The following is a 26,724-nucleotide window of genomic DNA, read 5'->3' on the forward strand; positions in this document are numbered from 1 at the left end:
GGTGCGTTTGCAGGTCCTGGCATCACCCCGACACGGCCTGAGCAAGGAATTTGTGTGGGCACGCTCACTGGACTATCGTCGTGCTTCGCACCGGGCGACGATCTCGCCCGTTGCGCGCGGATGTAGCGCAGTTGGTAGCGCATCACCTTGCCAAGGTGAGGGTCGCGGGTTCGAATCCCGTCATCCGCTCGAAGGTGCAAATGGCATCAATCCCAGCGGTGGAGTGGCCGAGTGGTGAGGCAACGGCCTGCAAAGCCGTGCACACGGGTTCGATTCCCGTCTCCACCTCCAATTGTTATCGCCAGCGCGATTAGCTCAGCGGGAGAGCGCTTCCCTGACACGGAAGAGGTCACTGGTTCAATCCCAGTATCGCGCACCAGGCTTTACCTGCGGTTCTGCCGCCAAGCATGCGGGATACGCGGACCCGGAACGCCGCGCCCGCCGCCGATGCTGCGCGACGCCGCATTATTCACCCCCGTGAATAGCTTCGGCCGCCTGCTTGATACGTCGCAGTGTTTCTTCGATACCGCGGTTTACTTGACGTCCTCGTGGGATGAACAGCTCGGTGGCCCTGTCCAGAAGCGAACACCAAAGGAACTGGAAAGATTCGGTGAGCAACGTCCCGGACGGCGACCGCTCCATCGTGTAGTGCCATTCGGTTTCGTGACGCCCAGTGCGGTCGTCGACAGTATTGAAGGCAAATTCGCGGTCGCGGTCGGCCGTGGTGACAACCGCGCTTCGTTCCCAACGGTAGACACCAAGGCGGTTATATCCACGAAACCGCGCCCCTGCGGCAGCGGTGTTGGCTCCGTCCAGCCACTCGCACTTGTAGCACTCAGGGCTCCACTCGCCCATCCGAGTAATGTCCGCGATGAGGTCGTATACGACATTTGGTGGGGCTGCAATCTCGATACTTGCGCTCCCTTGCTGCGGTGTCGGCATGGATCGAAGCCTAATGCGCTGATCGAGGCAGGACGCTCACCATTTCGCTCCTTTTCACCGCTGTCGCGCGGTTCACGGATACGGGCAGGCGGAACAGCATCTGCGTACGCGTTACTGATCTTCAATTTACGTATCTCGCGCCACCCCAAAGGGTCGACGATGATGGCGGACGGGGTCGCCAGGTTGTCCTCAAGCGTGGCGATCAAGTCGCTGATCGAGGTCGGTGGCGACTTCGCCGCCTTCAACGATGTTGGCGACGTTGAGCAGGCCTGGCATGGGTGCCACGGCTGGTCCCACGGGTGCGGCTTCGGCGACGAACCCGATGTCGGCGGGCCGGATGATGGCCCGATTGACGCTGTGCGCCAACTGATCTGCCGTAGACGGTTGCGTCAACTTGGCGGTGTGGATCAACACTTCGGACAGGTCGGGTTCGGACTCGTCAAGTTCGGCGGCCTCTGCCTTGAACACGGCGGTGGCGTCGTCGAAGTAGCCGACGTGCTAGGAGGGTTGGTCGCCGTCGACATCACTGGCCACGGTGGTGCAGGTCAGGATGAGGGCGTCGGCGACGACGTCGATGATGGCGGATTCGTAGAGGTCGGGCCGCCACGCGACGGCACCGCTAACGGTGGAGGCGGCAAATGTCATGGGATGTAATCACTTTCACGCGGGCGGATCGGGAATTCACGGCGGGGCATCCGCGCCCAGAGCCATGTCCGCACCTGGCGGTGAAAGGCGTATTCAGTCGTCACCAGTGCCGCGCCCGCGGCCAAGGGTGCTCTCAACGCGACCTCCCGGTTTTCGCCGCTCCGCCACGCTACCTACCTGCGCTGCCTAACGCAGCGGCGCTTCTTCGGCCAAGTCTGTCGTCCCATCCACCGAAGGGTGAAGATTGGTGGTCAGAGGCTGAGCGTCGGCGCGGTCAAGGTCCGCCAGATCGATGCCCTTTGTCTCGCGGGCCGCCAGCACGGCCACCGCGCTCACGGTCGTGGCGGCCGCCAGATACCAGGCGATGGGCACCGACGATCTATACGTCTCGAGCAGCCGAACGGCAACGATCGGCGCGAGGGAACCGGCCACGATCGCGGCAACCTGGTAGGCCAGCGATACCCCCGAATATCGGATCCGGGTCGGGAACATCTCGGCCATGGCCGCCGGCTGCGTCGCATACATCAGTCCGTGGAATACCAGGCCGAGGACCACGGCCAGCAGGATCAGCACGTTGCGGCGGCTGTCCATCATCGGGAAGGCGAAGAAACCCCACGTGCCCCCGGTGATGGCACCGACGAAATAGATTGGGCGTCTGCCGAATCGGTCGCTGAGGTGTCCGGCCAGGGGGATGACGGCGAAGTGGACGGCATGCGCGGCCAGCAACCACGACAGGACAGCGGCGGTGTTCGCATGTACATGCACCTTGAGATAGGTGATCGAGAAGGTGACCACCAGGTAGTACATCGCGTTCTCGCCGAAGCGCAATCCCATCGCGGTGAAAACCTTCCGCGGGTAACGCTTCAGCACCTCGACGACACCAATCGACGTCGCCCTGGAATGCTCGGCCTGCCGCTGCGCCTCGACGAAGATCGGCGCGTCGGTGACTTTCGTGCGCACGTAGTAGCCGACCACGACGACAAGCGCCGACATCCAAAACGCCACCCGCCAGCCCCAGCTGAGAAAAGCTTTGTCCGAAAGTGTCGATGTCAGCACCAACAGCGCCACCGTTGCCAGCATGTTGCCGCCCGGCACGCCGGCCTGCGGCCAGCTCGCCCAGAAGCCCCGGCTGGAGTCGGGGCTGTGCTCGGCGACAAGCAGCACCGCACCGCCCCACTCACCGCCCACCGCGAATCCCTGGATAAAACGCAATGCCACCAACAGGGCCGGAGCCCAGTAGCCGATTTGGCCGAACGTCGGAAGACATCCCATAAGGAATGTGGCCGCACCCACCAGCAGCAGACTCAGTTGCAGTAACTTCTTGCGCCCGTAGCGATCACCGAGTTGGCCGAAGACCACGCCGCCGAACGGGCGCGCCGCGAAGCCGACAGCGTAGGTCACGAAGGCGGCAAGAATAGCGTCCAGGTCATTGCCGCTCTGGGCGAAGAACACTTTGTTGAATACCAGCGTCGCCGCTGTGCCGTAGAGGAAGAACTCGTACCATTCGACGACCGTGCCGGCCATCGACGCGGCGACTATCCGGCGAAGATGCGCCGAGCCAAATTCAGACCCGCTGGGGCGCAGGCCACTTCGCTCGACCAACGATCAGCCGCCACCCGCCACCGGCTGCGCGGGCGGCAGCTGCGAGGGGCAGTACACGCCGGCGGAGATTGCGGTGAACCGGGCCGCGTTCACCTGGGTCAAGCCCGGGTTTCCGTCCTGCAGCACCTTGACCACCTCGAGGCCGGTCTTGCCCTCGTTGGCCATGTCGCACACCTTCTTGCCGGCCGCGATCGCGCTCTCGGGGTCCCTATAGGTGAGGCCGGCCGCGCCCAGCGAAACCAGGAAAGCCTGATCCTGGTTGGCGTCGGCGTGCGCAGGCGCCGCGAAACCGACCAAAACCGCGGCGCAGGCCGCTAACGGAAGCAGTCTCATAGCCCTGCGATTCTCCCAAACCCGAGGTCAGGGCGCATCTCGAGAGACGGCGAACGGACAGTGAACAATCGTGCCGCAGGCGTCAACCCAAAGTTGACAACGTAGACTTCGTCAACCTAACGTTGACGCTATGGCCGAACCCATCCAGATCGCCCATCCCGTGCGGCTCGACGAACTGATCAACGCGATCAAGACGGTGCACAGCGATGCCCTCGATCAACTGACCGACGCCGTCCTGGCCGCCGAGCACCTCGGCGAGGTCGCCGACCACCTGATCGGGCACTTCGTCGATCAGGCGCGCCGGTCCGGCGCCTCCTGGACGGAGATCGGCAAGAGCATGGGCGTCACCAAGCAGGCCGCCCAGAAGCGGTTCGTCCCGAAAGCCGAAGCCACCACCCTGGACCCGGAGCAGGGTTTCGGCCGGTTCACCCCCCGGGCACGAGGCGCGGTCGTCGCCGCCCAGAATGCCGCCCACGAGGCCCGCAACGGCGAGATCACCCCGGACCACCTACTGCTCGGTGTGCTGGCAGATCCCGCCGCCCTGGCCACCGTATTGCTGCATCTGCAGAAGGTCGACACCGAAGCCCTGCGCCAATCGGTGCAGCTTCCCGCGGCCGAGGACGAATCCCCCGCGCTGATCCCCTTCAGCGGCCCCGCTCGCAAGGTGCTCGAACTGACCTTCCGTGAGGCACTTCGGTTGGGCCACAACTACATCGGCACCGAACACCTGTTGCTGGCACTGCTCGAACTCGAAGACGGCACCGGACCGTTGCACCGGGCCCGCGTCGAGAAGGAGCGCGTCGAGGCGGATCTGGTGACCGCGCTCGAGTCGCTTACCGCAACCACCGAGGCCCAAACCTGAGCGGACCAACCCTCCCCGCGACCAAGCCGCGTGTGTAATCATGCGAGAAAGTGGGTCCGGAACACAGGCAGCCCAGGAGGCAACGATGCACCGCTGGCTGATCGTCCTGTCCGCCGTCCTGGTCACGGCGGCGGGTGTGTTGTCGGTTGACGACGCCCTCCCCCGCGCGCGTGCCGGCGACGCCCCGATCGGCCACATCGGCGACACGCTGCGGGTGGACACCGGCACCTACGTCGCCGACGTCACCGTCACCAGCGTCGTACCGGTCGACCCGCCACCAGGTTTCGGCTACACCCGTAGCGGCGTCCCGGTCAAGAGCTTCCCGGACAGCTCGGTGAACCGCGCCGACGTGGTGGTGCGCGCAGTCCGGGTGCCCAACTCCTACATCATGGCGAGCAACTTCAGCTTCGACGGCGTCACCCCGTTCGCCGACGCGTACAAGCCGCGACCGTGTGACGCACCTGACTGGCTCGACGCCGCCCTCGGCAACGCCCCGCAGGGTGCGGTGGTCCGGGGCGGGGTGTACTGGGACGCCTACCGCGACCCGGTGTCGGTGGTCGTGCTGCTGGACCGCAAGACCGGCGAGCACCTCGCGCAGTGGAACCTCTGATCTGCACGAGGTAGCCAGCGCCACTCCCACTGCGGCCGACGAGTTGGCCGCCTTTGCCGCGCGGACCTTTCCGTTGGCGTGCCCGTCGTCCGTGGCAGCCGAGCACGTCGCCGCGTTCATCGACGCCCAGCTTTCACCCCTCCGGTTCACCGACTACCTGAGCGATCCCCAGCGCGCGATTCTCACCGTGCGGCACGGCGGCCGAATTATCGCTTACGCCATGCTGATTCGCGGCGCGGACGGCGACGTCGAACTGTCAAAGCTGTATGTAGAAACCGAATTTCACGGCACCGGGGTTGCCAGGGCGCTGATGGATGCCGCGCTCACCCGCTCCGCCGATTGGGGAGCACACCGAATCTGGTTGGGTGTCAACCAGAAAAACCTGCGCGCGCAATGCTTTTACGCCAAGTGTGGATTTGCGGTCAGCGGCACCAGGACGTTTCGGCTCGGCCCACACCTGGAAGACGATTACGTCATGAGCCGGGGGGTCGGGTAGTCAGCGCCAGCAGCCGCGAGGTGGCCCGCAAGTACTTCTTGCGGTATCCCCCGGCCAGCATTTCCTCGCTGAAGATGGTGTCCAGCTTGGCCCCCGACGCCACCACCGGAATGCCGGCGTCATAGAGCCGGTCGGTCAGCGCGACCAGTCGCAGTGCCACGTTCTGGTCCTCGAGAGCGTGCACACCGGTCATGAACACCGCAGTCACCCCCTCGATCAACGTCAGGTATCGCGACGGATGCATGGTGGCCAGATGCGCGCACAACGCGTCGAAGTCGTCTAATGTCGCCCCCGCGACCTCGGCGGCGCGGGCGGTGACTTCGTCATCTGACAGCGGCGGCGGCGCCGGAGGCAGATCGCGGTGCCGGTAGTCCGGGCCCTCAATTCTCACCGTCGTGAAAATCTGTGCCAGCGTGTTGATTTCGCGCAGGAAGTCCTGCGCAGCGAAACGCCCTTCGCCCAGCTGCTCGGGAAGCGTATTGGAGGTGGCAGCCACCGAGACGCCCCGCTCGACCAGCGACGACAACATTCGCGAGATCAGTGTGGTGTTACCGGGATCGTCCAGCTCGAACTCGTCGATGCACACCGCGGTGTAATCGGCCAGCAGCTCGATGCACTCCGCAAACCCGAACACACCCGCCAGCTGGGTGAGCTCACCGAAGGTCGCGAATGCCTTCGGTGTGTCCGTCGTGCCGGGACCCGTTCCGGGCAGCCGGTAGTACGCCGACGCCAGCAGGTGGGTCTTGCCCACCCCGAACCCGCCGTCCAGATACAAACCCACACCGGGCAACACCTCTCGGCGACCAAAGAGTTTCTTTCGGCCGGCCCGTCGCTCCTCGGCTTGACGGCAGAACTCTTGGCACGACACCACCGCGGCAGCCTGAGTCGGTTCCGCCGGGTCGGGTCGATAGCTCGCGAAACTCACATCGGCGAACGTCGGCGGTGGCCGCAGCTGGGCTATCAGCCGCTCCGGCGACACCGCCGGATGCCGATCCACCAAATGGCCGACCGCAGCCGAAGGCGTAGACCCGCGCATGCTGGCACTGTAGCGACGTGCTCCAATCGAGCACATGCCCGACTTCGAGGCCGGAATCGCGTCCGGTGTGGCCGCCGAGACAACGCTGGCGCTGCTGGGCTCGCAGCTCGAACTCGGTACCGGCGATTTGCCCAGGCTGTACGGCTACCCCGCAGCGGGCACCTGCGTGCGGGCAAACTTCATCACCAGCCTGGACGGCGGCGCCACCGTCGAGGGCCTGTCCGGCGCACTGGCCGGTCCGGGCGACCGGGCGGTGTTCGTCGTCATGCGCGAACTCGCCGACGTGATCGTGGTGGGAGCGGGCACGGTGCGTGCGGAGGGCTATTCGGGTGCTCAACTGAGCGTCGGCCAGCGCCAACAGCGGCAGGCGCGGGGCCAGAGCGAAGTCCCGCCGCTGGCTATCGTCACCAAGTCCGGTCACCTCGACAACGATCTCGGAGTCTTCACCCGCACCGAAGTGCGGCCGCTGGTGCTCACCTGCGCGGCGGCCGCCGACGAGACACGGCGCCGTGTCGCCGGACTGGCCGCCGAGGTGATCGACTGCTCAGCCGACGATCCGGGTGAGGTTGACATCGCCGCGATCGTGAGCGCGCTGACCGATCGCGGGCTGCGCTGCGTGCTGACCGAAGGCGGACCGATGCTGCTCGGCGCGTTCATCGAGGCCGACCTGCTCGACGAGCTGTGCCTGACGATCGCCCCGCTCGTGGTCGGTGGACAGGCGCACCGGATCGCCGCTGGATCGGGCCAGATGCTCACGCGGATGCGACGCGCCCACGTTCTCACCGATGACGCCGGCTATCTGTACACGCGCTACGTCAAGGTTTAGCCTGGCGACGATGCGCGCCGTGCAGCGGCGGGAGGAGGAGCCGGACCATCCAGCCCAGCCGGGCGGTTCCCGCTACTGTGGTCGGCATGCGACGGCACATCACGTCCGCCACCACCCTGTTGGCGGTCAGCACCGTGCTGGCCGGATGCATCCCGATGTTCGGCGCCGATCCGCGTTTCGCCACAGACTCCGGGGCCCGGCCGCAAGGTGCAGTCACCCCGAAACCGCCGCCCAGCGGCCCCGGGCCCATCGCAGCCCCGAAGAACGACCTGTCCTGGCGCGACTGCACGTCCAAGGTCAACGCCGACGCCGGCGTCCCCGGCGCCCCCGGGGTCAAACTGGACTGCGCCACTTTCGACGCCGACCTGGACCCGGTCAACGGCGGGACGGGGTCGCTGAGCATCGGCGTGGTCCGCGCCCGCTCGCCCAAGACTCCCAAGGATGCCGGTCCCCTGGTTTTCACCACCGGATCTGACATCGCATCCTCCACCCAGCTGCCGATCTGGCTGTCCCACGCGGGCACCGACGTGCTGGACAGTCACCCGATCGTGGCCGTCGACCGCCGCGGCATCGGGATGTCGAGCCCGATCGACTGCCGCGACCGCCTCGACCGGGACGAGATGCGCGACCAGGCCCAGTTCCAGACCGGGGACGACCCGGTGGCCAACCTTTCGGAAATCTCCAACACCGCCACCACCAACTGCACCGACGCCATCACGCCTGGCGATTCGGCGTACGACAACACCCACGCGGCGTCCGACATCGAGCGGCTGCGCAACATCTGGGATGTGCCGGCGGTCGCGCTCGTCGGGATCGGCAACGGCGCCCAGGTGGCGCTGACCTACGCCGGATCTCGTCCCGACAAGGTGGCCCGATTGATCCTCGACTCGCCCGTCGCCATCGGCGCCAGCGCCGAAGCCGCCGCCGAACAACAGGTCAAAGGTCAGCAGGCCGCGTTGGATGCGTTCGCGGCACAGTGCGTGGCGATGAGCTGTGCGCTCGGTCCCGATCCCAAGGGCGCCGTCAGCGCGCTGCTGACCAGCGCGCGCAGCGGCCAAGGCCTGGGCGGCGCATCGGTGGCATCGATCGCCGGCGCCATCACCGCCGCGCTGGGCTTCCCCGTCGGCGACCGCGTCGGCAACACCACCAACCTGGCCAACGCGCTGGCGGCCGCCCGCTCCGGCGACATGAACCAGCTGAACAACCTCATCAACCGCGCCGAAAGCATCCGGGACAGCGACGGCCAGTTCGTCAACACCTGTAGCGACGCGGTCAACCGCCCCACCCCGGACCGGGTGCGCGAGCTGGTGGTCGCCTGGGCCAAGCTCTATCCACAGTTCGGCACCGTCGCCGCCCGGAACCTGGTGAAATGCGTGCACTGGCCCACCGGTTCGACCCCGCAGGCACCGAAGGAACTGAAGGTGGATGTGCTGCTGCTGGGCGTGCAGAACGACCCGATCGCGGGCAACGAGGGCGTCGCGGCCACGGCGGCCACCGTCATCAACGCGAACTCCGCCAGCAAGCGGGTGATGTGGCAGGGCATCGGCCACGGCGCCAGCATCTACTCGTCGTGCGCGGTTCCACCGCTGGTCGGCTATCTGGACAGCGGCAAGCTGCCCGGCACCGACACGTTCTGCCCCGCATAAACACGGCCGGACCGCCTGAGACTTGGGCTGGCTCACCGGTGTACGGTGCGCTGGTGACGGCAGCTGACTCGACCAGAACCGGCTTACGCGCCTCCGTGCAGGCCGCTTTCCGTCCCCGCCGGCCGACCACGGCGTCCGTCCTGCGGGCGGCGCTGTGGCCGGCCGCCATCCTGTCGGTACTGCATCGCAGCATCGTGCTGACCACCAACGGCAACATCACCGACGACTTCAAGCCGGTCTACCGTGCGGTGTTGAATTTCCGGCACGGCTGGGACATCTACAACGAGCATTTCGACTACGTCGACCCGCACTACCTGTACCCGCCGGGCGGCACCCTGCTGATGGCGCCTTTCGGCTACCTGCCCTTTGCGCCGTCGCGTTATTTGTTCATCTCGATCAACACCGTCGCCATCCTGGTCGCGGCCTACCTGATGCTGCGAATGTTCCACTTCACGTTGTCCTCGGTGGCCGCGCCGGCCCTGATCCTGGCGATGTTCTGCACCGAGACCGTCACGAACACGCTGGTCTTCACCAACATCAACGGCTGCATCCTGCTGCTGGAAGTGCTGTTCCTGCAGTGGCTACTCGACGGCCGAGCCGGCCGCCAGTGGTGGGCAGGCCTGGCGATCGGGCTGACACTGGTGCTCAAACCGCTGCTGGGCCCGCTGTTGCTGCTGCCGCTGCTCAACCGCCAGTGGCGGGCGCTGGCAATGGCGTTCCTGGTGCCGCTGGTCGCCAACCTGGCCGCGCTGCCGTTGGTGCCCCACCCGATGGATTTCTTCACCCGGACGCTGCCCTACATCCTGGGCACCCGTGACTACTTCAACAGCTCGATCCAGGGCAACGGCGTGTACTTCGGCCTGCCCTTCTGGCTGATCATCGCGCTGCGGTTGCTGTTCACCGGGATCGCCATCGGCGCTTTGTGGTTGCTCTATCGCTACTACCGCACCCGCGACCCGCTGTTCTGGATCACCACGTCCTCCGGGGTGCTGATGCTGTGGTCGTGGCTGGTGATGTCACTGGCCCAGGGCTACTACTCGATGATGCTGTTCCCGTTCCTGATGACCGTCGTGCTGCCGAACTCGGTGATCCGCAACTGGCCGGCATGGCTGGGGATCTACGGTTTCATGACCCTGGACCGGTGGCTGTTGTTCAACTGGATGCGGTGGGGACGGGCGCTGGAATACCTGAAGATCACCTACGGCTGGTCGCTGGTGCTGATCGTGACGTTCACCGTGCTCTATTTCCGCTACCTGGACGCCAAGGCAGAGAACCGCCTGGACGACGGGATCGATCCGGCGTGGCTGCTCGCCGAGCGGGAGCGAGCTAGCGTGGAGTCATGACCGAACTCGCACGTCCAAAACTGCAACTCTCCGACGACGAGTGGCGCAGGAAGCTCAATCCGCAGGAGTTCGACGTATTGCGGCGTGCCGGCACCGAGCCACCGTTCGTCGGCAGGTACACCGACACCAAGACCAAGGGCGTCTACAACTGCCGGGCCTGCGGTACCGAATTGTTCCGCAGCACAGAGAAATTCGAATCGCACTGCGGGTGGCCGTCGTTCTTCGACCCGTCGAATTCCGACGCGGTGGTGCTGCGCCCCGATCACTCGATGGGCACCACCCGCACCGAGGTGCTGTGCGCGAACTGCCACAGCCACCTGGGCCACGTGTTCGCCGGCGAGGGCTACCCGACGCCCACCGACCTGCGCTACTGCATCAACTCGATCTCACTGACGCTGGTCCCGGACGAAAGCTAGAGCGCTCCCGGCGGTGCACCGCGGGTTTGGTCGAAGCGGCCCGCTTCGCGGGCGGCCGGCGATAACATCACTCGGGTCCTGAGGCAGTCGGGCCTTGTTTGTGTTTCCGTCGTCGCCCGGCGTCAAGGGTCGGAGGGTTGACTTGTCGTTTGTCAGTGCAACACCCGAGTACATGGTGGCCGCGGCCACCGACCTGGCTGGCTTGGGCTCGGCGATCGACCAGGCCCGAGCAGCCGCTTCGGCGCCGACGACGGGCATCGTGGCCGCAGCTGCCGATGAGGTGTCGGCGGCGATGGCCGCGCTCTTCGGCGCTCACGCACAGGCATATCAAGGTCTAGCCGCCGAGGCGGCGTCGTTCCATCAGCAATTGGTACGGCTCCTGAGCGCCGGCGCCGGTTGGTATGCCGCCGCCGAAACGGCCAATGCCGCACCCCTGCAACAGCTTGGGGAATTGGTGAATGCGCCGGTGCAGGCCCTGACGGGACGCCCGCTGATCGGCAACGGCGCTAACGGAGCCCCGGGTACTGGGGAAAACGGCGGTCCCGGCGGATGGCTGGTAGGCAACGGCGGCAACGGCGGGTCCGGCGGCGTCGGCCAGAACGGGGGCAACGGTGGATCAGCGGGATTGTTCGGTATCGGCGGCGGCGGAGGCACCGGCGGAACAGGCAAGAGCGGTGGCAACGGTGGTGCCGGGGGTTGGCTGATCGGTGGTGGTGGCACAGGCGGTGACGCGGGCTTGCTGATCGGCGGCGACAGCAGTGGCGCGCGCGGTGGCGACGGTGGCGCCGGTGGTTTTCTGGTGGGCTCCGGCGGCGACGGTGGCGTAGGCGGGCCGGGCGGAAAGGGAGGCGCCGCCGGCGGGCTGGTCGGCGTCGGCGGTGCCGGCGGTGCGGGATCCTCGGGCGGCCTCGACGGGGCCGGCGCGCCGGGTGGTAGAGGTGGCGCCGGTGGCTTTTTGTTCGGCATCGGCGGGCACGGTGGTGACGGAGGCGCGGGCGGCTCTATCACAGGCCCCGGCGCACCGGGCGGAGATGGCGGCGATGCCGGCTGGTTGCTCGGCGCCGGCGGCAGCGGCGGCGCCGGAGGCGGCGGGAGTCCCGGCGCGTCCGGCGGCGACGGCGGCGTCGGAGGCTGGTTGGTCGGCCTCGGCGGGCACGGTGGCGACGGCGGCGTGGGCACGGTGGGGTCGACCGGCCAATCCGGCCAAGCGGGCGGTAGCGGAGGCGGCGGTGGCTCCGGCGGCTGGATATTCGGCAACGGCGGCAACGGCGGCTCAGGCGGCGACGGCGGGCAGGGCGTCATCCCGTCCAACGCGGGCGGCGCGGGCGGCAGTGGTGGTGCCGGCGGTTCAGCCGGGTCATTGTTCGGCCGCGGCGGCGTAGGCGGTGTCGGCGGCAACGGCGGGGCCGCGGCCGGTTCCATTACCTCGGGACTGAGCGGCGGCAACGCCGGCATCGCCGGCAACGGTGGCAATGGTGGTCACGGCGGTTGGGTGTACGGCAATGGCGGAGCAGGCGGGGACAGCGGTAACGGTGGCTCCTTCATGACTGGCGCCGGCGTCGTCCGAGGCGCTAACGGTGGATTCGGCGGCGTAGCCGGTAACGGCGGCAGGGCTGGTCTGTTCGGCAATGGTGGAGCCGGGGGCAACGGCGGATTTGGCGGGGCCGGTCAATCCGTGAACGGCGACAACACCGCCGGCGGCCAGGGCGGTGCCGGCAGTTTCGGCGGTTCCGGCGGTGACGGCGGTCTCATCTTGGGTCACGGTGGCCGTGGCGGTTCCGGTGGCAGTGGTGGGAGCGGCGGAAACGCCATCGGTTCAGTGGGCGCCGTCAACGGCGCCGGCGGTGCTGGCGGCTGGGCGGGCAGTGGCGGGGGCGCCGGCGGGCTGATCGGCAATGGCGGCGGCGGCGGCCACGGCGGAAGCAGCGGGGATTCCGGTGAAGGCGGGACCAGCGGAGGCGGGACCGGTGCCGCCGGTGCCGCCGGCGACGGCGGTTTGGCCGGGTTCCTGTTCGGCGACGGAGGCAATGGTGGCGACGGCGGCAACACCGGCGAACCGGGCGGTGGCAGTGCTGTGATCGTGCCCAGTAACGGCGGTATCGGCGGACAAGGCGGGTTGATCTACGGCAACGGCGGCCACGGCGGCAACGCGGGGACCATACCCGCGGGCTTCTTCGCACCGATCGGCTCCGGCGCCGGGGGCGCCGGCGGCAACGCCAACCTGATCGGCAACGGCGGCAACGGCGGAGCCGGTGCCGGCGCCGCCCAGGGTGGTGTGGGCGGAGCCGGCGGTGCCGGCGGAGTGCTGTTCGGCAAGCACGGGGCCGATGGCCCGCCGTAGCGGTTGACCAGGGGCGGTTGCGTCAGTCCACGCGGGTCGCATGCACTTCCCAGAACGGCGCGTGCACGCGGCCGTTGACCAGCCACGGCTCCATTGCACGGAACCGCTGCAGAAGCGCCTCTATCTCACCGGCCACCTCGGGGCTGCGCGCACCCATCATCTCGATCGATTCGGCGCTCAGATTCACCTGGTAGGTAGTCGTCCCCAGGTAGTCGATCCGCCAGCCACCCGACGGAAGTGCTTGCCGGAAAGCATCTTCGGGAACTGACCGCACCATCGTGAAGCCGTTGACATCGTGCTCACCGAACTCGAGCATGAACAGCCGCGCCCCCGGTCTGGTGGCCCGGTGCAGCGCCTGCACATAGGACTTCTGCAACTCGGGCGCGCTGCTGAACGTGTGGAAGAACGCGCAGTCCACCACGGTGTCGAAACGGTTGTGCAGTCCCTCCAGCTTGGTGGCGTCCGCTACCCGGAAATCCACCGAAACCCCGGCTCTGCGGGCATTGTCCCGGGCCCGCTCGATCGCGGTCGCCGAACCGTCGATCCCGGTCGCCGAAAGTCCCTGCGACGCATAGTAAATCGCGTGATGTCCGGGTCCCGTTCCCGGGTCGAGTACCTCGCCTTTCACCGCGCCCAGAGCAACGAGTTGCTGCACCACAGGCTGCGGGCCGCCGATGTCCCACGGCGTCGCCGCGGGCAGGCCGTGCGCGACCCGATCGTCGCGGTATCTGTCCTCGAAGCGGGTGGGATCGGTCGGGTCGAGAGGCGTCCCGGTCACGGCAGCGCGTTGATCAGTTGCTCGACCGCAACCCTCGGGCCGGTGAAGAACGGTGTCTCCTCACGGGTGTGCCGCCGCGCATCGGTGGCCCGCAGCTCCCGCATCAGGTCGACGATCCGGTACAGCTCGGGCGCCTCGAACGCCAGAATCCATTCGTAGTCACCGAGTGCGAACGCCGGCACCGTATTGGCGCGGACATCTTTGTACTCGCGGGCGGCCATGCCGTGCTCGGCGAGCATCCGGCGACGTTCTGCGTCCGGCAGCAGATACCACTCGTAGGACCGCACAAAGGGATACACGCAGATGTAGTTCCCCGGTTCCTCGCCGGCCAGGAAGGCCGGGATGTGACTCTTGTTGAACTCGGCCGGCCGGTGCAGCGCCACGCTGCTCCATACCGGCGTGCTCGCCCGGCCCAGGGTGGTGGTGCGCCGGAAGTCGGCATAGGTCGCCTGCAACGCCTCGATCCGGTCGGCGTGTGTCCAGATCATGAAGTCCGCGTCGGCGCGCAGGCCGGCCACGTCGTAGAGGCCACGAACCACCACGCCGGCGTCTTCCTGCTGCTTGAGGAAGGTGGCGGTCTCGTCGATGAGGGCGTCGCGTTGCTCGCCCAGCTCACCGGGCCGCACCGAGAACACCGAGAACATCAGATAGCGAATGGTTGCGTTGAGGGCGTCGAAATCGAGGCGTGCCATGCCCCTATGGTGCCACCAGTGCAGTGACCGCCCGCCCGGCTGCCCCGACGCAGGCGGGCACGCCGATCCCGTCGAGGTAGCTGCCCGCCACGCCCAGCGTCGGGGGCAGGCCGTCGCGCAGCTCGGCAACCAGCTCCGCGTGGCCGGGGCCGTACTGCGGCATCGAGTCGATCCAGCGCCGTATGCAGGCGTCGACCGGGTCGACAGTCAGTCCGAACACGTCGGCGAGGTCTCTGCGCGCCCACGCCAGCAGCTCCTCATCTGGTGTCTGGGCTGCGATGTCGTCGCCGAACCGCCCATAGGACAGCCGCACCAGCTGTACGTCGTCACCGCCGCCCCATTTGCGGGACGACAGCGTGATCGCCTTGGCGTGCAACGGTTCTCCGCTGGCTACCAGCACACCCGAGGACTGCGGGAAAGCGGTGTCGGCCGGCACCGCGAGCGCCACCACCGCCGCCGACGCCGTCGCGACCCGCCCCGCGGCGACCGCCGCGCGCGGCGCGATCGTCTGCACCAGGCGGGCCAGCTGTGCCGCCGGGACGGCCATGATCACCGCGTCGGCCCGCCAACTGGCACCGGTGTCGTCGTGCAGCGTCCAGCCGGGTTCCAGCGCCCGAATTCCCGCGTGCACCCATCGAACTCCGCTGCGGGCGACGAGCTCGTCGAGCAGCACCTGATAGCCCCCCTGCACCGAGCCGAACACCGGTCCACCACCGGTTGGGGGCAAGCAGTGCAACACCGCGTCGGTGAGGCTGGTAGCGCCGCGGTCCAGCACCGCCGCCACGCCGGGCACCGCCGACCGCAACCCGATCGTCGCCGCCGAGCCCGCATACACCCCGGTCAGCAGCGGCTCCACCGAACGGGTCACCACCTGCTCACCGAACCGGTCGGCCACCAGCTCCGCCACCGAGGGATCACTTCCCGGAGTCCAGTGCAGGGGCCGCCCGGGCTCCGCCTCGATACGCGCCAGCGTGTCGTCATCGACCAGCCCGCTCATCGAGGCCGCCGAGGACGGGATTCCGGCCACCGTGTCCGACGGCAGTGGGTGCAGCTGCCGGCCGCTGTAGATCAGCGGGCGCACCCCGGTCGTGGCCCGTTGACGATCCGAGAGCCCCAGCTCCGCCAGCAGCGCCGGCATCTCGGGCCGGCGCAGCACGAACGCTTCGGCACCGAGGTCCATGGGCTGACCACCGACCACCTCGGTGCGCAGGATGCCGCCGAGGCGATCGGCCGGATCGAACAAGGTAATCGTGGCGTCGCCGCCAACCGCGACCCGCAGCCGGTACGCCGCCACCAAGCCCGAAACTCCGCCGCCGACAACGCAATACGAGCCGGTCATAGTGAGTGAACCAGCGCCACCAGATCGCTCAGCACGCCCGGATCGGTTTCCGGCAACACCCCGTGCCCGAGGTTGAAGACGTGCCCTGCGGCCCCGGCGTCGACGGCGCGGCGCCCGTCGTCGACGACGGCACGTGCGGCGCGTTCGGCAACCTCCCAACCGGCCAGCACCACCACCGGGTCCAGGTTTCCTTGTAGCGCGGTGCCGGGCGCGACCCGGCCCGCCGCGTCGGTCAGCGAGGTCCGCCAGTCGACGCCGACCACCCGGGCCGCCCCTGGCTGCACCGCCTCCGACATCGCCCCCAGCAGTTCGGCGGTACCGACACCGAAATGTGTCATCGGCACCGCGTATTCGGCCAGCGCGGCAAAGACCCGGAGGCTGTGCGGCAGAACGTACCGCCGGTAGTCGGCCAGCGACAGCGTCCCCGCCCACGAATCGAACATCTGGATCGCATCCACTCCGGCCTCGATCTGGCCGCGCAGAAATGCAATGGTGAGGTCGGCCAGTTTGGTCAGCAACGCGTGCCAGTTGGCCGTCTCGGCCAGCATCATCGCCTTGGTACGCGCGTGATTGCGGCTCGGCCCACCCTCGACGAGGTAGGAGGCCAGCGTGAACGGCGCCCCGGCGAAACCGATCAGCGGCACGTCATCAAGTGCGCCCACCAACATCTCGACCGTGTCCAGCACCGGCTGAACCGCTTGCAGGTCAAGGGGTTTCATGGCGTCGATGTCGGCGGCGGTGCGGATCGGGTCGGCGATCACCGGGCCCACGTCGGGGACGATGTCCAGATCAACCCCGGCCGCGCGCAGCGGCACCACGATATCGGAGAACAGGATCGCTGCGTCGACCCCGTAGCGGCGAACCGGCTGCAGGGTGATCTCGCACGCGACCTCGGGCTCGAAGCAGGCGGCCAGCATGCTGTGGTTCTTGCGCAGGGCCCGGTATTCGGGCAGCGAGCGGCCGGCCTGTCGCATGAACCACACCGGTACCCGGCCGGGTTTACGACCGGCGACCGCGGCGAGGTACGGCGACTGAGGGAGATCGCGACGGGTTGTGTTCATCAGGCTCAATGCTGCCAGAAGGGGGTGCCGGCACCGGCGCTGCGTAACATCAGCCGGGATGCCCGCAACTTATGACGACTTTCCCAGCCTGCGCTGCGAACGCGGCGACAACGGACTACTGAACCTGGTACTGGATGCGCCCGGACTGAACTCGGTCGGACCGCAGATGCACGGCGACCTGGCCGATATCTGGCCGGTGATCAATCGCGACCCCGAAGTCAAGGTGGTCCTGGTCCGCGGCGAAGGCAAGGCGTTCTCCTCTGGAGGCAGCTTCGACCTGATCGACGAAACGATCGGCGACTACGAGGGCCGGATCCGGATCATGCGGGAGGCCCGCGACCTGGTGCTCAACCTGGTCAACTTCGACAAGCCCGTGGTGTCGGCAATCCGGGGACCGGCGGTCGGCGCCGGACTGGTGGTGGCGTTGCTCGCCGACATCTCGGTGGCCGGCCGGACGGCGAAGATCATCGACGGGCACACCAAGCTGGGCGTGGCCGCCGGCGATCACGCCGCGATCTGCTGGCCGCTGCTCGTCGGCATGGCCAAGGCCAAGTACTACCTGCTGACCTGCGAGACGCTCTCCGGCGAAGAAGCCGAACGGATCGGACTGGTCTCGACCTGCGTCGACGACGACGAGGTGCTGGCCACCGCGACGAAACTCGCCGGCCAACTCGCGGCCGGCGCACAGCACGCGATCCGATGGACCAAACACAGTCTCAACCACTGGTACCGCATGTTCGCGCCCGCGTTCGAAACGTCCCTCGGTCTGGAATTCATCGGCTTCACCGGCCCCGACGTGCGCGAAGGGCTGGCCGCGCACCGTGAGAAGCGCCCCGCCCGGTTCGACGGCCCTCCGCCGGGCTGAGCCCTGTTCGGCGCGCCTGTGCACGCGCGTCAGCGGATAGGTCTACCGTCGAAGGCTGTGAGACGCGCCGACGACGATCTGACCCCGAGCTTTGAGGTGGATGCACCACCGGCTCGCGGGGGCAAGTGGCGCTCGTGACCTCAGCCGTCGAACCCGAACCGTTCCGCGCAGCGGTCGCGGCGATGAACGGTGTCACGGTGCGACCGGAGATCGAGCTGGGCCCCATACGTCCGCCGCAGCGACTGGCACCCTTCAGCTACGCACTCGGCGCCGAGGTCAAACACCCGGATCTCGAGATCGTCCCCGAGCGGTCCGAGGGCGACGCCTTCGGCCGGCTGATCCTGCTTTACGACCCGGACGGTTCGGACGCCTGGGACGGCACCATCCGGCTGGTCGCCTACATTCAGGCGGATCTGGACTCGCACGAGGCCATCGACCCGCTGTTGCCCGAAGTGGCGTGGAGTTGGCTGGTCGAGGCGCTGGACGCGCACACCCAGCACATGACCGCGCTGGGCGGGACCGTCACCGCGACCACGTCGGTGCGCTACGGCGACATCTCCGGCCCGCCGCGTGCCCACCAGCTGGAACTGCGGGCGTCGTGGACGGCAACCACCCCGGATGTGGGCAGTCACGTCGAAGCGTTCTGCGATGTTCTCGAGCACGCCGCGGGTCTGCCGCCGGCGGGTGTCACCGACCTGAGTTCACACTCACGCGCCTGACATGTGCCCCGACCCGTCTCCGGCGGAGACCGATCCGCCGGGCAGCACGGAGCCCGAAGTTCCGCTGCTCTTGTCCCCGGCCAACGGCGTACCGCATCTGTCGGTATCCGCGCGCGACATCGCCTCGGCGGCCGAGCAGCTCGACCGCGGACGCGGTCCGTTCGCCGTGGACGCCGAACGTGCTTCCGGCTTCCGTTACTCCAACCGGGCCTACCTGATCCAGATCCGGCGGTCCGGCGCCGGCACCGTGCTGATCGACCCGGTCAGCCACGGCGGCGATCCGCTGGCGGTGTTGCAGCCTGTTGCCGAAGTGCTCGGCCAGGACGAATGGATCCTGCACTCCGCCGACCAGGACCTGCCGTGCCTGGCCGAGGTCGGCATGCGTCCCCCGGCCCTGTATGACACCGAACTGGCGGGACGGCTGGCCGGTTTCGACCGGGTCAATCTGGCGGCGATGGTCGAGCGGCTGCTGGGCCAGGGCCTGGCCAAGGGGCACGGTGCCGCCGACTGGTCCAAGCGTCCGTTGCCCTCGGCGTGGCTCAACTATGCCGCGCTCGATGTGGAATTACTCATCGAACTACGCGTCGCGGTCGCCCAGATTCTGGCCGATCAAGGCAAAACTGATTGGGCTGCACAGGAATTCGAGCATCTGAGGACATTGGAGGAGCGCGCGGCCGGCACACCCACGCGGCGGGACCGGTGGCGCCGGACGTCGGGCATCCACCGGGTGCAAGACCGCCGGGCGCTGGCCGCGGTCCGTGAGCTGTGGACCACCCGCGACCGGATTGCGCAGCGCCGAGACATCGCGCCGCGCCGGATACTGCCCGATTCGGCCATCATCGACGCCGCGCTCGCCGATCCGACATCGGTCGAAGAGTTGGTGGCGCTGCCCGTGTTCAGTGGACGCAATCAGCGCCGCAGCGCGCCGATGTGGTTGTCGGCGTTGGAGACTGCCCGGCAGAATCAGGACCTGCCACAGGTCTCGGAGCAGACGGTGGGACCGCCTCCACCGTCGCGGTGGAGCAGACGCAAACCCGACGCGGCCGCCCGACTGGAACTCGCCCGCGCCGCGCTCGCCGACCTGTCGCAGCGGGTGGGAATCCCGACCGAGAACCTCGTCTCCCCGGAGCTGGTACGCAGGCTGTGCTGGGAGTGGGACGCGCTGACCGCGGGCGGCGACGATCCGTTGGCCATCACCGGTGAGTACCTGCTGGCCGGGCAGGCCCGGCCTTGGCAACGCGAACTTGTCGTGCCCGTTCTGGCCGCGGCGGTGGTGCGTGCGCCGCAGCCCGGCGCGGAACCCGACTAATCCAGCTGCTCGCTGATCTCGGACTGCTCGACCGGCGAAGTCCCCAGCGCCGCGACCCACCCCGTGATGCGGCGAGCCACATCCTGGTCGGTGAGCCCCAATTCGGCCAGTACCTCACCCCGGGATGCGTGCTCGTAGAATTCTTGGGGCAGTCCGACATCGCGGCAGGGGATGTCGATCTCGGCAGCACGCAGCGCCGCCGATACCGCCGAACCGACGCCGCCGGCCATCCCGTTGTCCTCCACCGTGACCAGAAGCTTGTGCTGCATCGCCATGTCGCGCAGCGCAAGGGGCACCGGCAACACCCAGCGCGGGTCGACCACCGTCACACCGATCCCCTGGTTGTGCAGCCGCTTGGCGACCGCCAACCCCATCGACGCGAACGCGCCGACCGCCACCAACAGCACGTCGGTGTTCAATCCACCGGCCGGCACCGCCAGCACGTCAACGCCGTCACGCCGCTCGAGAGCCGGAATGTCTTCGCCCACATCACCTTTGGGGAACCGGATGGCCGTCGGCCCATCGTTGATATCGAGCGCCTCGCCGAGTTCCTCGCGCAGTCGGGTGCCGTCGCGGGGAGCGGCCACCCGGATGCCGGGCACCACGCCCAGAATCGACAGGTCCCACATGCCGTTGTGGCTGGGACCGTCGTTGCCGGTGATGCCGGCCCGGTCGAGAACCATGGTGACGGGCAGCTTGTGCAGGGCCACGTCCATCATGATCTGGTCGAACGCACGGTTCAGGAACGTCGAGTAGATCGCGACCACGGGGTGCATGCCGCCCATCGCCAGCCCGGCAGCCGAGGTCAAGGCATGCTGCTCGGCGATGCCGACGTCGAAGAGGCGGTCCGGGAACGCCTCGCCGAACGCCGCCAGCCCGGTGGGGCCGGGCATCGCCGCGGTGATCGCCACGATGTCGCGCCGTTTGCGGCCGATGTCGATCAGCGCTTCGGCGAACGTCGACGTCCAACCCGGGCCCGCCACCTTGGTGGCCACGCCGGTGATCGGGTCGATCGGCACCGTGGAATGCATCTGTTCGGCCTCGTCGGCCTCGGCCGGGCCGTACCCCATGCCCTTGCGGGTGACGACGTGCACGATCACCGGAGCGCCGAAGCCGCGCGCACTGCGCAGTGCCACCTCGACCGCCCGCTCGTCGTGGCCGTCGACCGGCCCGACGTACTTCAGACCGAGGTCGGTGAACATCAATTGCGGCGACAGGGAGTCTTTGATGCCGGCCTTGACGCTGTGCATGACGTGGTAGGCGGCCTCGCCGACCACCGGCACCGCCTGCATCGCGTTGCGGCCACGCTCCAGGAATCGTTCGTACGCCGGCTGCAGCCGCAGCTTGGCCAGGTGATCGGCCACGCCCCCGATCGTCGGCGCATAGCTGCGCCCGTTGTCGTTGACGACGATGACCACCGGCCGGCGCGACCCGGCGATGTTGTTCAGCGCCTCCCAGCACATGCCGCCGGTGAGTGCGCCGTCGCCGACCACCGCGACCACATGCCGGTTGCGGTAGCCGGTGAGCTCGAACGCCTTGGCCAGGCCGTCGGCATACGACAGCGCCGCGCTGGCATGACTGGACTCCACCCAGTCGTGCTCACTCTCGGCGCGCGACGGATACCCCGACAGGCCGCCCTTCTTGCGCAGTGTCTCAAAGTCATGGGCGCGCCCGGTCAGCATCTTGTGCACGTAGGCCTGGTGACCGGTGTCGAAGATGATCGGGTCGTAGGGGGAATCAAACACCCGGTGCAACGCGAGTGTCAGTTCGACGACGCCGAGATTCGGGCCAAGGTGTCCCCCGGTGGCAGCGACCTTGTGGATCAGAAACTCGCGGATTTCGTGCGCCAATTCGCCGAGCTGCTGTTGGGAAAGGTGCTGCAGATCGGCGGGCCCGCGGATCTGTTCCAGCATCTCGTCAGTGTACGCAGCTACCGCAAGCGCGGCAGCGCATGCGATGGCGACCGATGAGCCTACGAGTCGCCGAAAATTTCGGCGAGCGTGTCGTGAAGTTCGGGATCGGCCAGGACGACGACCTCGTCGCCGGCTTGAAGTTCGGTGTCGCCGCGCACCGGCACCAGACCGGTGGTGCGGACCACGATGCTCACCCAGATGTCGCCGACGCGATCCCCGAGGCCCTCGACCGTGCACCCCTGGGCCTCGGACCCGGCGGCGACGCTGAAGCGATGGACCCCGTGCGGTTCGTCGGCGAGCCGCACCCCGATCTCCCAAGGCTGGGTTTCCAACGTTCGCATGGGCAGGTGCAACAGTTTGGCGACGCCGGGCACCGAGCTGCCCTGCACCAGGACGGAGAAGACGACGACCACCACCACGATGCCGTACAGACGTTCGGCCTCGGGGACGTGGGCGGCGCGCAGGAACTCTCCGAGCAGGATCGGCACCGCGCCCTTGAGGCCTGCGTACAGGATGAAAACGCGCTCGTTGCGCTCCAATCGCACGCCGACCAGGCAGGCGCCCACCGCCAACGGACGGATCAGCAGTGTCGTCGCAACGCCCAGAACCAGCCCGGGGATCCACACGTCCGGGTGGACGAGCACGCGCAGGTCGACGGTCAGGCCAAGAACGGCGAAAGCGACGATCTCAGCCAGACCGCTCAGCGCGGCATGAAACCGCTTGATTTCGGGTTTGTAGGGCGCGCGCGCATCCCCGATCACTATTCCGGCGACGAACACCGCCAGAAACCCCGAGCCGTGCGCCAGCGTGGCCAAGCCGTACAGCATCAGGCACGAAGCCAGCGTTCGCAGCGCGTAGAGGCCTTCACTCGGCAAGGCCACCCGGCGCATGAACACCAGCAGGGCCCGGCCGCCGAGCGCCCCGACCACCGCACCGATGACCATTTGCAGCACGAATTGTGTTCCCACACTGAGAAATCCGGCCGCGCCCAGTCCGCCGGCCGCGACCAGGCCGGCCATCAACGAGATGCCGACCGGATCGTTGGTACCGGATTCGCCCTCGAGAATCGTGCTGCTGCGGCCGGCGATTTCGCGTTTTCCCAGGACTGAGAAGACAACGGCCGGATCGGTGGGCGCTACCGCCGTTGCCACCAGAACCGCCAGATACCAGCTGAGTCCGCAGGCGTAGTGCAACAGCACCGCGGCGCCCGCAGCGACCAGGCCGGTCCCGACGACGCCGACCGACAGGATCGGGATGGCTGCTGCGCGGAAGCGCGCCGGCCCGATGTGCATACCGCCGTCGAACAGCACCAGTACCAGCGCGATGGTGAGCACCCGCTCCACCGTCCGCTCCGACGGTGGCTGCACCACAGGCACCAGGTGCACCGCCAGGGCGGCTCCGACCAGGACCAACAAGGCAACCGGGACCTTCACCCGCTCGGTGAGCCGGTTGGCCAGCACCGCCATCAAACCGACGGCGCTACAGAACAGGACGATCAGTGCATAGCGGGCAGTCTCGTTCACGGGAGCCGCCTTTCAGGCCGTCCGATCGATCGACAGAGAAATCGCCGACCAGACTTCCCGGCACACCGCGACGGAGTCTAGCCTGTCGCGCCATCACTCCCGGACTAACGGCTCAGCAAGGCGACACACTCCACGTGATGGGTCAGCGGGAAGGCATCGAACACCCTGAGCCGCTCAACGGCGTAGCCGTGACTCCGGTACAAACCGATGTCACGTGCGAAAGACGCTGCCTCACAACCAATGTGAATCAGCCGAGGCACGCGGGCGGCGGCCAGCAGATCAATCACCTCGCGACCGGCACCCGTGCGCGGCGGATCGAGTACGGCGACATCGGCGCTGGTGTGCTGTGCTGCCAGCACGCGGCGCACCGAATCGGTGGCGACCTCGACCTGCGGCAGGTCGGCGAGGGAGGCACGCGCCGCGCCCGTCGCACCCCGCGAGGTGTCGACGGACAGTACCCGGCCCGACTCCCCCACGGCTGCACCGAGTACCGCCGCGAACACCCCCACACCGCCGTACAGATCCCAGGCCGTCGCGCCGGATCCGGGTTGCGCCCAGTCGCCGACCAGCCCGCTGTATACGGGCGCGGCATCGCGGTGCGACTGCCAGAACGCCGTCACCGGCACGCGCCAGCAACGGGCGCCCACCCGTTGCAGCGCATGATAGTTGCCCTCGATCACCGTCGAGGTCGCGCGCTTACCCTGCCGCACCGTGCGCAGCACGTGGCGTTCACCCACGTCATCGACGACGACGTGCACCTGGGCACCAGTCGGCCAATCGGGCCCGCCCAGCCCCTCGCACATCCCGGCTGGCAACTGAGCGCAGCGCAGATCGGTGACCAACTCGTCGCTGTGGTAGCGGTGGAAGCCGGGGCGGCGGTCCGATCCGACGTCGAGCCGGACACGGGTGCGCCACCCGGTCGAACCGGCGTCCGACAGCGTCTCGGCCTCGCCCGACCAGCTGTGCCCGCCGAGCCGGCCGAGCTGGTTGGCCACCACCTGCCCCTTGAGGGCACGTGCCGCCGCAGGAACGACGAACGCCAAATCGCAGCATCCGGCGCCGCCCACGCCGGCAATCGGACACAACGAGTCCGTGCGGTCCGCCGACTCCTCGAGGACCTCGACAACCTCTGCGTGCCAATACGATCCGCGCTGTGCTGTCACGCGCGCCCGGACCCGTTCCCCCGGCAACGCATAACGGACGAATACCACCCGGCCCTCATGATGCGCGATGCAACTGCCCCCGTTGGCGGGGGCTTCGGTGACCAGAATCAGCTCCCCGCAAGCGGATTCGTCGTTCAATCGAAAATGCCCCGTCGCGCGTCGCCGGGAGCCGATTGTGGCTGCAATGCCTTGATCCGCTCCGAGGACGTCAGCTGCCAGGGCACCGAGGTCACCATCACACCCGGCATGAACAGCAGCCGGCCCTTGAGTCGCAGCGCACTTTGGTTGTGCAGCAACTGTTCCCACCAGCGGCCGACCACGTACTCCGGAATGAACACGGTCACCACGGTGCGCGTTGATTCCCTGCTAACCCGTTTGACGTAATCGAGTACTGGGCGGGTGATTTCCCGGTAGGGGGAAGCAATCACCTTGAGCGGCACGCTGATATCGCTTTCTTCCCACTCGTGCACCAGCTCGCGGGTTTCGGCGTCGTCGACGCTCACCGTGACGGCCTCGAGCACATCGGGCCGGGTCGCGCGCGCATAGGCCAGGGCCCGCAACGTGGGCAGGTGCAGCTTGGAAACCAGCACCATGGCGTGATTGCGGCTGGGCAGCACGATCTCGTTGCCGTGCTCGGCGGCCTGTTCGGCCAACTCGCGGGTGACGCCGTCGTAGTGGCGGCGAATGAGCTTCATGAGCATGAACAGCAACGCCATGGCGACGATCGCGATCCACGCGCCGGCCAGGAACTTGGTGACCATCACGACCATCAGCACGGCGCCGGTCGCGAGGAACCCGACGGTGTTGACGATCCGCGAACGATGCATTCGCCGTCGTGCCGCCGGTTCGGTTTCGGTGCGCAGCAGCCTGGTCCAGTGCCGCACCATCCCGATCTGACTCAGTGTGAACGAAATGAACACCCCGACGATGTAGAGCTGGATCAGGGCACTCAACTCGGCGCGAAACGCGATGATCGCCAACAGCGCCGACGCCGTGAGAAACCCGATTCCATTGGAGAAGGCCAGTCGGTCGCCGCGAGTGTGGAACTGGCGAGGCAGGTAACTGTGCTGTGCCAGCACCGAACCGAGCACCGGGAACCCATTGAAAGCGGTATTGGCGGCCAGCACCAATATGAGCGCGGTCACCGCGGTGATCAGTACGAATCCGATGTGGAAGTTGCCGAAGACGGTCTCGGCGAGCTGGGTGACCAAAGTCTTCTGGTAGTAGCCGGCCGGCGCTCCGGCCAGCTGCGTGGCCGGGTCGCTGACCAGCTGCACTCCGATCTTCTTGGCCAGCACGATGATGCCCATCAGCAGGGTGACCGCGATGGCGCCCAGCATCAGCAGCGTGGTGGCCGCGTTCTTCGACTTGGGCTTTTCGAAGGCGGGTACGCCGTTGCTGATGGCCTCGACACCAGTCAGCGCCGCACAACCCGAAGAGAACGCCCGCGCCATCAGGAACACCAGCGCGAAGCCGAGGATTGTTCCGTGTTCGGAGTGCATCTGGAATCCGGCGGACTCAGCTTTCAGCGGGTTTCCCAGCACGAAGATCCGGAACAGGCCCCAGCCGATCATGCCGGTGACGCCGATGATGAAACCGTAGGTCGGGATGGCGAAGGCCAACCCGGATTCGCGGACCCCGCGCAGATTCATCGCCGTCACCAGCAGGATCGCGCCCACGCAGAACGATACTTTGTGGTGGGCCACGATCGGCACCGCCGAGCCGATGTTCGACATCGCCGACGCGGTGGAGACGGCAACCGTGAGAACGTAATCCACCATCAGGGCGCTGGCGACCGTCAGCCCGGCGTTGGGACCGAGATTGGTGGTGACCACCTCGTAGTCACCGCCGCCGGAGGGGTAGGCGTGCACGTTCTGCCGGTAGCTGGCGACGACCACCAACATGACCGCGGCCACCGCGAGCCCGATCCACGGCGCGAGCGCATAGGCCGCCAGACCGCCGATCGACAGCATGAGGAAGATCTCTTCGGGGGCATAGGCCACCGACGACAACGCGTCTGAGGCGAACACCGGCAGAGCGATCCGCTTGGGCAGTAGCGTGTGGGCCAGCCGGTCGCTGCGAAACGGCCGCCCGATAAGCAAGCGGCGTGCAGCGGTTGAAAGTTTGGACACGAGAGCCAAGAGTAAGCCCACGCGGGTTTGGCGGTAGCGTTCCCTTGGCGAGACTCCCGCAGGAGGATCGCCGCGACCGAAATCGGCACGCCAACGGAGGTTGCCGACAATCCGTGCCAGGCGCAGGACACA

At 67.6% G+C, this 26,724-nt stretch carries 25 protein-coding genes and 3 tRNA genes; 14 read left to right on the top strand and 14 right to left on the bottom strand.

All coding sequences use genetic code 11. The features are described 5' to 3' along the window. Window positions 1–116 precede the first annotated feature (116 nt). The 3 genes from ACX9NE_RS13185 (at window position 117) to ACX9NE_RS13195 (ending at window position 379) form a co-directional block, all read left to right on the top strand. Window positions 117–189 (top strand) — tRNA-Gly (locus ACX9NE_RS13185). A 28-nt stretch (window positions 190–217) separates the two neighbouring features. Continuing rightward, window positions 218–291 (top strand) — tRNA-Cys (locus ACX9NE_RS13190). Window positions 292–304: 13 nt separating this feature from the next. Then, window positions 305–379 (top strand) — tRNA-Val (locus tag ACX9NE_RS13195). An 86-nt stretch (window positions 380–465) separates the two neighbouring features. On the opposite strand, the gene ACX9NE_RS13200 is transcribed toward ACX9NE_RS13195, so the two are convergent. The 5 genes from ACX9NE_RS13200 to ACX9NE_RS13220 form a co-directional block, all read right to left on the bottom strand. Continuing rightward, window positions 466–942, bottom strand: a complete 477-nt coding sequence (locus ACX9NE_RS13200) for an SRPBCC family protein (RefSeq protein WP_459362100.1) — start codon at window positions 940–942, stop codon at window positions 466–468. 189 nt (window positions 943–1,131) lie between these two features. Continuing rightward, window positions 1,132–1,410, bottom strand: a complete 279-nt coding sequence (locus ACX9NE_RS13205) for a hypothetical protein (RefSeq protein ID WP_459362099.1) — start codon at window positions 1,408–1,410, stop codon at window positions 1,132–1,134. Between the two features lie 30 nt (window positions 1,411–1,440). Beyond that, window positions 1,441–1,587 carry a hypothetical protein gene (locus tag ACX9NE_RS13210; protein WP_459362098.1) on the bottom strand — a complete coding sequence of 49 codons (147 nt, stop codon included), beginning with the start codon at window positions 1,585–1,587 and terminating at the stop codon, window positions 1,441–1,443. A 186-nt stretch (window positions 1,588–1,773) separates the two neighbouring features. Beyond that, window positions 1,774–3,171: an MFS transporter gene (locus ACX9NE_RS13215; protein ID WP_459362160.1), complete on the bottom strand. Its 1,398-nt coding sequence runs from the start codon at window positions 3,169–3,171 to the stop codon at window positions 1,774–1,776. 21 nt (window positions 3,172–3,192) lie between these two features. Then, window positions 3,193–3,522 carry a DUF732 domain-containing protein gene (locus tag ACX9NE_RS13220; protein WP_459362097.1) on the bottom strand — a complete coding sequence of 110 codons (330 nt, stop codon included), beginning with the start codon at window positions 3,520–3,522 and terminating at the stop codon, window positions 3,193–3,195. 130 nt (window positions 3,523–3,652) lie between these two features. Here ACX9NE_RS13220 and ACX9NE_RS13225 point away from each other — a divergent pair, with 130 nt between their 5' ends. From ACX9NE_RS13225 to ACX9NE_RS13235, 3 genes are all read left to right on the top strand, one after another. After that, window positions 3,653–4,384: a Clp protease N-terminal domain-containing protein gene (locus tag ACX9NE_RS13225; RefSeq protein ID WP_459362096.1), complete on the top strand. Its 732-nt coding sequence runs from the start codon at window positions 3,653–3,655 to the stop codon at window positions 4,382–4,384. An 85-nt stretch (window positions 4,385–4,469) separates the two neighbouring features. Beyond that, window positions 4,470–4,994 carry a hypothetical protein gene (locus ACX9NE_RS13230; protein WP_459362095.1) on the top strand — a complete coding sequence of 175 codons (525 nt, stop codon included), beginning with the start codon at window positions 4,470–4,472 and terminating at the stop codon, window positions 4,992–4,994. Between the two features lies 1 nt (window position 4,995). Further along, window positions 4,996–5,490, top strand: a complete 495-nt coding sequence (locus tag ACX9NE_RS13235; protein ID WP_459362159.1) for a GNAT family N-acetyltransferase — start codon at window positions 4,996–4,998, stop codon at window positions 5,488–5,490. On the opposite strand, the gene zapE is transcribed toward ACX9NE_RS13235, so the two are convergent. Next, a complete protein-coding gene (gene zapE / locus ACX9NE_RS13240; protein ID WP_459362094.1) occupies window positions 5,468–6,562 on the bottom strand; it encodes a cell division protein ZapE in 1,095 nt (364 codons plus the stop codon). The genes ACX9NE_RS13235 and zapE overlap by 23 nt on opposite strands. Between zapE and ACX9NE_RS13245 the strand changes: the two genes are divergently transcribed. From ACX9NE_RS13245 to ACX9NE_RS13265, 5 genes are all read left to right on the top strand, one after another. Beyond that, a complete protein-coding gene (locus ACX9NE_RS13245; RefSeq protein WP_459362093.1) occupies window positions 6,561–7,352 on the top strand; it encodes a pyrimidine reductase family protein in 792 nt (263 codons plus the stop codon). The two genes, zapE and ACX9NE_RS13245, sit on opposite strands and share 2 nt — an antisense overlap. Window positions 7,353–7,438: 86 nt before the next feature. Beyond that, window positions 7,439–8,998: an alpha/beta hydrolase gene (locus ACX9NE_RS13250; protein ID WP_459362092.1), complete on the top strand. Its 1,560-nt coding sequence runs from the start codon at window positions 7,439–7,441 to the stop codon at window positions 8,996–8,998. A gap of 38 nt (window positions 8,999–9,036) precedes the next feature. Continuing rightward, a complete protein-coding gene (gene aftC, locus ACX9NE_RS13255; RefSeq protein WP_459362091.1) occupies window positions 9,037–10,341 on the top strand; it encodes an arabinofuranan 3-O-arabinosyltransferase in 1,305 nt (434 codons plus the stop codon). Further along, complete coding sequence (msrB, locus tag ACX9NE_RS13260) at window positions 10,338–10,757, top strand: peptide-methionine (R)-S-oxide reductase MsrB (protein ID WP_459362090.1); 420 nt, start codon at window positions 10,338–10,340, stop codon at window positions 10,755–10,757. The genes aftC and msrB overlap by 4 nt, the downstream gene beginning before the upstream one ends. Before the next feature lie 142 nt (window positions 10,758–10,899). Beyond that, window positions 10,900–13,098: a PE family protein gene (locus tag ACX9NE_RS13265; RefSeq protein ID WP_459362089.1), complete on the top strand. Its 2,199-nt coding sequence runs from the start codon at window positions 10,900–10,902 to the stop codon at window positions 13,096–13,098. Window positions 13,099–13,120: 22 nt separating this feature from the next. On the opposite strand, the gene ACX9NE_RS13270 is transcribed toward ACX9NE_RS13265, so the two are convergent. The 4 genes from ACX9NE_RS13270 to hemE are packed head-to-tail and all read right to left on the bottom strand — an operon-like array spanning window position 13,121 to window position 16,968. Continuing rightward, window positions 13,121–13,876 carry a class I SAM-dependent methyltransferase gene (locus ACX9NE_RS13270; RefSeq protein WP_459362088.1) on the bottom strand — a complete coding sequence of 252 codons (756 nt, stop codon included), beginning with the start codon at window positions 13,874–13,876 and terminating at the stop codon, window positions 13,121–13,123. Next, window positions 13,873–14,568, bottom strand: coding sequence for a hydrogen peroxide-dependent heme synthase (hemQ, locus tag ACX9NE_RS13275; RefSeq protein WP_459362087.1), 696 nt, complete (start codon window positions 14,566–14,568; stop codon window positions 13,873–13,875). The genes ACX9NE_RS13270 and hemQ overlap by 4 nt, the downstream gene beginning before the upstream one ends. 4 nt (window positions 14,569–14,572) lie before the next feature. Then, on the bottom strand, window positions 14,573–15,907 hold the full coding sequence (locus ACX9NE_RS13280) for a protoporphyrinogen oxidase (RefSeq protein ID WP_459362086.1): 1,335 nt from the start codon (window positions 15,905–15,907) through the stop codon (window positions 14,573–14,575). After that, entirely contained in the window at window positions 15,904–16,968 is a 1,065-nt protein-coding gene (gene hemE, locus ACX9NE_RS13285) for a uroporphyrinogen decarboxylase (protein ID WP_459362085.1), read from the bottom strand. Before hemE ends, ACX9NE_RS13280 begins: the two co-directional genes overlap by 4 nt. A gap of 58 nt (window positions 16,969–17,026) precedes the next feature. Between hemE and ACX9NE_RS13290 the strand changes: the two genes are divergently transcribed. The 3 genes from ACX9NE_RS13290 (at window position 17,027) to ACX9NE_RS13300 (ending at window position 19,861) form a co-directional block, all read left to right on the top strand. Beyond that, window positions 17,027–17,833 (top strand): enoyl-CoA hydratase/isomerase family protein, encoded by an 807-nt coding sequence (locus ACX9NE_RS13290; protein ID WP_459362084.1) that lies wholly within the window; start codon window positions 17,027–17,029, stop codon window positions 17,831–17,833. 182 nt (window positions 17,834–18,015) lie between these two features. Further along, window positions 18,016–18,552 carry a DUF3000 domain-containing protein gene (locus tag ACX9NE_RS13295; protein ID WP_459362158.1) on the top strand — a complete coding sequence of 179 codons (537 nt, stop codon included), beginning with the start codon at window positions 18,016–18,018 and terminating at the stop codon, window positions 18,550–18,552. A 1-nt stretch (window position 18,553) separates the two neighbouring features. Then, the gene (locus ACX9NE_RS13300; RefSeq protein ID WP_459362083.1) at window positions 18,554–19,861 is read left to right on the top strand and encodes an HRDC domain-containing protein; all 1,308 of its coding nucleotides are present in this window, start codon (window positions 18,554–18,556) and stop codon (window positions 19,859–19,861) included. Here the strand turns inward: ACX9NE_RS13300 and dxs are convergent. From dxs to ACX9NE_RS13320, 4 genes are all read right to left on the bottom strand, one after another. Next, window positions 19,858–21,774, bottom strand: coding sequence for a 1-deoxy-D-xylulose-5-phosphate synthase (gene dxs, locus ACX9NE_RS13305; RefSeq protein ID WP_459362082.1), 1,917 nt, complete (start codon window positions 21,772–21,774; stop codon window positions 19,858–19,860). The genes ACX9NE_RS13300 and dxs overlap by 4 nt on opposite strands. Before the next feature lie 59 nt (window positions 21,775–21,833). Continuing rightward, complete coding sequence (locus ACX9NE_RS13310; RefSeq protein WP_459362081.1) at window positions 21,834–23,297, bottom strand: cation:proton antiporter domain-containing protein; 1,464 nt, start codon at window positions 23,295–23,297, stop codon at window positions 21,834–21,836. A 104-nt stretch (window positions 23,298–23,401) separates the two neighbouring features. Continuing rightward, a complete protein-coding gene (locus ACX9NE_RS13315) occupies window positions 23,402–24,598 on the bottom strand; it encodes a class I SAM-dependent RNA methyltransferase (RefSeq protein WP_459362080.1) in 1,197 nt (398 codons plus the stop codon). Continuing rightward, window positions 24,595–26,592: an APC family permease gene (locus tag ACX9NE_RS13320; protein WP_459362079.1), complete on the bottom strand. Its 1,998-nt coding sequence runs from the start codon at window positions 26,590–26,592 to the stop codon at window positions 24,595–24,597. Before ACX9NE_RS13320 ends, ACX9NE_RS13315 begins: the two co-directional genes overlap by 4 nt. Window positions 26,593–26,724: the final 132 nt, after the last annotated feature.

Source organism: Mycobacterium sp. ML4 (assembly GCF_054515735.1).

Coding starts and splice junctions, on each gene's coding strand:
- ACX9NE_RS13200 (WP_459362100.1), bottom strand. CDS start 942: ATGCCGACACCGCAGCAAGGGAGCGCAAGTATCGAGATTGCAGCCCCA.
- ACX9NE_RS13210 (WP_459362098.1), bottom strand. CDS start 1,587: ATGACATTTGCCGCCTCCACCGTTAGCGGTGCCGTCGCGTGGCGGCCC.
- ACX9NE_RS13220 (WP_459362097.1), bottom strand. CDS start 3,522: ATGAGACTGCTTCCGTTAGCGGCCTGCGCCGCGGTTTTGGTCGGTTTC.
- ACX9NE_RS13225 (WP_459362096.1), top strand. CDS start 3,653: ATGGCCGAACCCATCCAGATCGCCCATCCCGTGCGGCTCGACGAACTG.
- ACX9NE_RS13230 (WP_459362095.1), top strand. CDS start 4,470: ATGCACCGCTGGCTGATCGTCCTGTCCGCCGTCCTGGTCACGGCGGCG.
- ACX9NE_RS13245 (WP_459362093.1), top strand. CDS start 6,561: ATGCCCGACTTCGAGGCCGGAATCGCGTCCGGTGTGGCCGCCGAGACA.
- zapE (WP_459362094.1), bottom strand. CDS start 6,562: ATGTGCTCGATTGGAGCACGTCGCTACAGTGCCAGCATGCGCGGGTCT.
- ACX9NE_RS13250 (WP_459362092.1), top strand. CDS start 7,439: ATGCGACGGCACATCACGTCCGCCACCACCCTGTTGGCGGTCAGCACC.
- msrB (WP_459362090.1), top strand. CDS start 10,338: ATGACCGAACTCGCACGTCCAAAACTGCAACTCTCCGACGACGAGTGG.
- hemQ (WP_459362087.1), bottom strand. CDS start 14,568: ATGGCACGCCTCGATTTCGACGCCCTCAACGCAACCATTCGCTATCTG.
- ACX9NE_RS13280 (WP_459362086.1), bottom strand. CDS start 15,907: ATGACCGGCTCGTATTGCGTTGTCGGCGGCGGAGTTTCGGGCTTGGTG.
- hemE (WP_459362085.1), bottom strand. CDS start 16,968: ATGAACACAACCCGTCGCGATCTCCCTCAGTCGCCGTACCTCGCCGCG.
- ACX9NE_RS13290 (WP_459362084.1), top strand. CDS start 17,027: ATGCCCGCAACTTATGACGACTTTCCCAGCCTGCGCTGCGAACGCGGC.
- ACX9NE_RS13295 (WP_459362158.1), top strand. CDS start 18,016: ATGAACGGTGTCACGGTGCGACCGGAGATCGAGCTGGGCCCCATACGT.
- ACX9NE_RS13300 (WP_459362083.1), top strand. CDS start 18,554: ATGTGCCCCGACCCGTCTCCGGCGGAGACCGATCCGCCGGGCAGCACG.
- dxs (WP_459362082.1), bottom strand. CDS start 21,774: ATGCTGGAACAGATCCGCGGGCCCGCCGATCTGCAGCACCTTTCCCAA.